Annotated in this window: 1 protein-coding gene; it reads right to left on the minus strand. The window is 74.4% G+C overall.

Annotation, left to right across the window (positions count from 1 at the left end):
- Positions 1-4,566: acyltransferase domain-containing protein (locus ACZ514_RS32195; RefSeq protein WP_469126334.1), on the minus strand; the 4,566-nt coding region annotated here is incomplete at both ends.

Raw genomic sequence — 4,566 nt, forward strand, 5'->3', positions numbered from 1 at the left:
CCCCACCACCGGCACGAAAGGCGCACGCACCAGACGACGCACGAACACACCCCCAGCACGCACCGCCACCTGGTCCTCACCCGTCGAACCCGACAACACCGCCGACAAGCGAGCGGCAGCCCGCTCGTCCACCACCTCCGGAACATCCACCAGACCGCCCCAACGCTCACCCCACTCCAACGCCGCCACCCGGCCCAAACCCCACACCTGCGCCCGAACCGGATCCACCACACGATCCGAAACACCCGTCGAGACCGCCCCCCGCGTCACACACCACAACCGCGCCACAACACCCGCATCACCCAACGCCTGCGCCAAACACAACGAACCCGCCACATCCAGCAGCGACACCACACCCACAACCACACCCACACCCGCCAGCGCCTCCGCCAGCTCACCCCGCGAACGACCACCCCCCACCAGCTCCACCACCTCGGCACCCGACGCCGACAACACACCCACCAGCCCGTCACCCACCCCCTCCGCCACCACCAGCCACCGGCCCGAAAGGGCAGCGGCCCGCGCCGTGTCCACCGGCTGCCAGGTGACCCGGTAGAGGAGGTCGTCGAGGGTGTCCGTACCGCGTCGCGGTACGAGCCAGCCGGGCACCGCGGGCCGTTCCGCGAGGCGCGGCCAGTACCGCTCGTGCTGGAAGGCGTACGTGGGGAGGTCGGCGGGGGCCGCCGGTGCGCCCGCGAACAGGGCGGGCAGATCGAGGGTGACCCCGCGCGCGTGGGCGCGGCCGAGGGCCGCGAGCAGGGTGTGCGTTTCGGAGCGGTCGCGCCGCAGGAGCGGCAGGAAGGTCGCGGGTTCGTCGAGGCAGTCCTGGCCCATGGCGGTCAGGACGGCGTCGGGGCCGAGTTCGAGGTAGGTGCCGACACCGGCTGCCTCCAGCGCGCGCATGGCGTCGTGGAAGCGGACGGCCTCGCGGACGTGGCGTACCCAGTAGTCGGGCGAGGTCATGTCCCCCGTGAGGGCGGAGACCACCGTGATCCCGGGCTCGGAGTAGGTAACGGACTCGGCGACCTCGCGGAACGCGTCGAGCACGGGTGCCATGAGGGGGGAGTGGAAGGCGTGCGAGACCGCGAGGCGCTTGGTCCTGCGGCCCCGGTCCGCCAGCTGTGCGGCCACGGCCAGGACGGCCTGCTCGGCACCCGAGACCACCACGGACCGCGGGCCGTTGACCGCCGCGATGTCGGCGTCCGCCGGCAGCAGCGGGCGGACCTCGTCCTCGCCGGCCTGGACGGAGACCATCGCCCCGCCCTCCGGCAGGGCGCCCATCAAGGCGCCGCGGGCCCGGACCAGTGCCGAGGCGTCCGCGAGGGAGAAGACACCGGCGACGTGCGCGGCCGCGATCTCACCGACCGAGTGACCGGCCACGAAGTCCGGGCGGACGCCGTAGGACTCCAGCAGCCGGTACAGCGCCACCTCGAGGGCGAACAGGGCCGGCTGGGTGATCTCGGTGCGGTGGACCTCGTCCCCGCCGTCGAACACCAGGTCCTTCAGCGGCAGGTCGAAGTGGGCGCACACCTCGTCGAACGCGGTCGCGAACGCCGGCTGCGCCGCGTACAGCCCGCGGCCCATCCCGGGCCGCTGCGCGCCCTGCCCCGAGAACAGGAACGCGGACGGGGACGGTGCCCGGAACAGGTCGGTGTCGGCTTCGCCGCGTGCCACGGCGTCGAGGGCGGTCAGGTACTCGGCACGGTCGGCTCCGATGACGACGGCGCGGTGCGGGAGCAGGGTGCGTGCCGTGGCCAGGCCGCGGCCGACCGCGCCCGGGTCGAGGGCGGGCCGGTCCGCGACGTGGTCGCGCAGGCGGCGGGCCTGGTCGCGCAGCGCCGGTGCCGAGGCGGCGGACAGCAGCCACGGCAGGGGGGTGCCGGGGGTGCCGGGGGTCTCCGCGTGCGCGTCCGGGGTGGCGAGGGGGCTCTGTTCGAGTACGAGGTGGGCGTTGGTGCCGCTCATGCCGAAGGAGGACACGGCGGCGCGGCGCGGCTGCCCGGTCTCCGGCCAGGCCAGGTTCTCGGTGAGCAGGGCGACCGTGCCGGCGGTCCAGTCGACGTGCGGGGTGGGCTCGTCGACGTGGAGGGTGCGCGGCAGGACGCCGTGGCGCATCGCCATCACCATCTTGATGACGCCGCCGACGCCCGCGGCCGCCTGGGTGTGCCCGATGTTGGACTTCAGGGAACCCAGGTGGAGCGGCCGGTCCCCGGGGCGGTCCTGGCCGTAGGTGGCCAGCAGCGCCTGCGCTTCGATCGGGTCGCCGAGCGGGGTGCCGGTGCCGTGTGCCTCCACGGCGTCGACCTGCCGGGCGGTCAGGCCGGCGTTGGCGAGGGCCTGGCGGATGACGCGCTGCTGGGAGGGCCCGTTGGGGGCGGTGAGCCCGTTGGAGGCGCCGTCCTGGTTGACGGCCGATCCGCGGATCACCGCGAGGACCTGGTGGCCGTTGCGGCGGGCGTCCGAGAGCCGTTCCACGAGGAGCATGCCGACGCCCTCGGACCAGCCGGTGCCGTCGGCGGCGGCCGCGAACGGCTTGCAGCGGCCGTCGGGCGACAGGCCGCGCTGGCGGCTGAAGTCGATGAACGACTGGGGGGTCGACATGACGGTCACGCCGCCGGCCAGGGCCAGTTCGCATTCGCCGCGCCGCAGCGCCTCGGCAGCGAGGTGCAGGGCGACGAGGGAGGACGAGCAGGCCGTGTCGACGGTCAGGGCGGGTCCTTCGAGGCCCAGGGCGTAGGCGATGCGGCCGGAGGCGACGCTGCCGGCGCCGCCGGTGCCGAGGTAGCCCTCCAGGCTTTCGGCGGACTGCGCGACCAGGGCCGTGTAGTCCTGGCCGTTGGTGCCGACGAAGACGCCGGTGCCGGTGCCGCGGGCCGTGTCCGGGGGCAGTCCGGCGCGTTCGAACGCCTCCCACGCCACCTCCAGCAGCAGCCGCTGCTGGGGGTCCATGGCGAGGGCCTCGCGCGGGGAGATCCCGAAGAAGCCGGCGTCGAAGCCGGCGGCGTGCCGGAGGAAGCCGCCGTGCCGGGTGTACGTCGTCCCGTGGTGGTCGGGGTCGGGGTCGTGGAGCGCGCCGGTGTTCCAGCCCCGGTCGTCCGGGAAGGGCGAGATCGCGTCGGTTCCGGACGCGACGAGGCGCCACAGGTCCTCGGGGGAGCCGACGTCGCCGGGGAAGCGGCAGCTCATGCCGACGATGGCGATGGGCTCGTCGCTGCCGGCAGCGCGGCGTACGGGGGCCGGGCCGGTGCCGGTGCCGGTGCCGCCGAGGAGTGCGGTGCGCAGGAACCTGACGAGGGCGGCCGGGGTCGGGTGGTCGTAGACCAGGGTCGCGGGCAGGGCGATCCCGGTGGCGGTGGCGAGCCGGGTACGGAACTCGACGGCGGTCATCGAGTCGAAGCCGAAGTCGCGGAAGGACCGCTCGGGGTCGGCCGTCTCCTGTGCGGTGTGCCCGAGGACGGTGGCGATGGTGTCGCGGACCAGGCCGAGCAGGACGCGTCCGGGGTCGTCGGCCGCTTCGAGGCGCCGGGACAGCGGGGACGCCGGCTCGGCCGCGCCGGCCGGGCCGGGGCCGGTGCCGGTGCCGGGCCAGTAGCGCTGCCGGTGGAAGGCGTACGTGGGCAGGCCGACGCGGCGTCCGGGGAGCAGGGGCGTCCAGTCGACGGGGAGGCCGCGGGTCCACGCTCCGGCGAGGGCGCCGAGGAAGGCCTCCGGTTCGGGGCGGTCCTTGCGGAGCAGCGGGGTCAGCAGTCCCGGGAAGGCCTCCGGGAGGGACTCCCCCGCCATGGCGGCGAGGACGCCCTGGGGGCCCAGCTCCAGGAAGTGGCCCACGCCCTGCTGCTCGGCGAGGTACCGGATGCCGTCGGCGAAGCGGACGGTGCCGCGGGCGTGACGGACCCAGTGGTCGGCCGTGAACGCGGTGATCTGCTCGCCGGTGACGTTCGAGACGACCGGGATCGCGGGGGCGTGGTGGGTCAGGGACTGCGCCACCTCGCGGAACGCTTCCAGCATCGGTTCCATCAGCGGCGAGTGGAACGCGTGCGAGACGGTGAGGCGCTTGGTCTTGTACCCCTGGGCGGCGAGCCGCTCGGCCATGTCATGGACGGCCGTCCCGGTGCCCGAGATCACTACCGAGGAGGGGCCGTTGACGGCCGCGACGTCCACGTCGGCGGAGAGCAGCGGACGGATGTCGGCCTCGCCCGCGCGGACGGACACCATCGCGCCGCCCTCCGGCAGGGCACCCATCAGCGCACCGCGCGCCGCCACCAGACGGGCCGCGTCCGCCAGGGACAGCACCCCCGCCACGTGCGCGGCGGTGATCTCGCCGATGGAGTGACCGGCGACGAAGTCGGGGCGCAGGCCCACGGACTCCGCCAGCCGGTACAACGCCACCTCGAGGGCGAACAGGGCCGGCTGGGTGTACTCGGTGCGGTGGACCTCGTCCCCGCCCCCGAAGACGATCTCCTTCAACGGAACGTCGAAGTGGGCGCACACCTCGTCGAACGCGGCCGCGAACACCGGCTGGACGTCGTACAGCTCACGCCCCATGCCCGCACGCTGCGCCCCCTG

It is taken from the genome of Streptomyces sp. NPDC034086, assembly GCF_055575515.1.